The sequence below is a fragment of the Streptomyces sp. NPDC048479 genome (assembly GCF_040651435.1).
GTDB lineage: Bacteria > Actinomycetota > Actinomycetes > Streptomycetales > Streptomycetaceae > Streptomyces.
This window is the reverse complement of the sequence record NZ_JBEZKA010000084.1, coordinates 3427-5280: the sequence shown is the minus strand read 5'-3', so window position 1 is coordinate 5280 and position 1854 is coordinate 3427. Positions and strand designations below refer to the sequence as shown.

Sequence of the window (1854 nt, the reverse complement as noted above, 5' to 3'; positions counted from 1 at the left end):
AACACAGTGGACGCGAGCAACTGAGGACAAGCCCTCGGCCTATTAGTACCAGTCAGCTTCACCGGTTGCCCGGCTTCCACATCTGGCCTATCAACCCAGTCGTCTACTGGGAGCCTTAACCCCTCAAGGGGGTGGGAGTCCTCATCTCGAAGCAGGCTTCCCGCTTAGATGCTTTCAGCGGTTATCCTTTCCGAACGTAGCCAACCAGCCATGCCCTTGGCAGGACAACTGGCACACCAGAGGTTCGTCCGTCCCGGTCCTCTCGTACTAGGGACAGCCCTTCTCAAGACTCCTGCGCGCGCAGCGGATAGGGACCGAACTGTCTCACGACGTTCTAAACCCAGCTCGCGTACCGCTTTAATGGGCGAACAGCCCAACCCTTGGGACCGACTCCAGCCCCAGGATGCGACGAGCCGACATCGAGGTGCCAAACCATCCCGTCGATATGGACTCTTGGGGAAGATCAGCCTGTTATCCCCGGGGTACCTTTTATCCGTTGAGCGACGGCGCTTCCACAAGCCACCGCCGGATCACTAGTCCCGACTTTCGTCCCTGCTCGACCCGTCGGTCTCACAGTCAAGCTCCCTTGTGCACTTACACTCAACACCTGATTGCCAACCAGGCTGAGGGAACCTTTGGGCGCCTCCGTTACTCTTTAGGAGGCAACCGCCCCAGTTAAACTACCCATCAGACACTGTCCCTGATCCGGATCACGGACCCAGGTTAGACATCCAGCACGACCAGAGTGGTATTTCAACGATGACTCCCCCTGAACTGGCGTCCAGAGTTCACAGTCTCCCACCTATCCTACACAAGCCGAACCGAACACCAATATCAAACTGTAGTAAAGGTCCCGGGGTCTTTCCGTCCTGCTGCGCGAAACGAGCATCTTTACTCGTAGTGCAATTTCACCGGGCCTATGGTTGAGACAGTCGAGAAGTCGTTACGCCATTCGTGCAGGTCGGAACTTACCCGACAAGGAATTTCGCTACCTTAGGATGGTTATAGTTACCACCGCCGTTTACTGGCGCTTAAGTTCTCAGCTTCGCCACACCGAAATGTGACTAACCGGTCCCCTTAACGTTCCAGCACCGGGCAGGCGTCAGTCCGTATACATCGCCTTACGGCTTCGCACGGACCTGTGTTTTTAGTAAACAGTCGCTTCTCGCTGGTCTCTGCGGCCACCCCCAGCTCTGGCAGTAAATGCCGTCACCGGTGATGGCCCCCCTTCTCCCGAAGTTACGGGGGCATTTTGCCGAGTTCCTTAACCATAGTTCACCCGAACGCCTCGGTATTCTCTACCTGACCACCTGAGTCGGTTTAGGGTACGGGCCGCCATGAAACTCGCTAGAGGCTTTTCTCGACAGCATAGGATCATCCACTTCACCACAATCGGCTCGGCATCAGGTCTCAGCCTTAATGTGTGACGGATTTGCCTATCACACGGCCTACACCCTTACCCCGGGACTACCACCGCCCGGGCTGGACTACCTTCCTGCGTCACCCCATCGCTTACCTACTACCACCTTGGGCCGGCGGCTCCACCACTCCCCTCAACTCCGAAGAGATCAGGGCGGCTTCACGGCCTTAGCATTAATGGGCTCGATACTGGGCGTTTCAAAGCGGGTACCGGAATATCAACCGGTTGTCCATCGACTACGCCTGTCGGCCTCGCCTTAGGTCCCGACTTACCCTGGGCAGATCAGCTTGACCCAGGAACCCTTAGTCAATCGGCGCACACGTTTCTCACGTGTGTATCGCTACTCATGCCTGCATTCTCACTCGTGAACCGTCCACCACTCGCTTACGCGGCGGCTTCACCCGGCACACGACGCTCCCCTACCCATCCCGTAC

The 1854-nt window shown here is 57.1% G+C and carries 1 rRNA gene (only partly in view); it reads right to left on the bottom strand.

Annotated elements, in window-relative coordinates:
- Positions 1–22 precede the first annotated feature (22 nt).
- Positions 23–1854, bottom strand: a 23S ribosomal RNA gene (locus tag AB0D12_RS40875); it runs 1365 nt beyond the window's last position.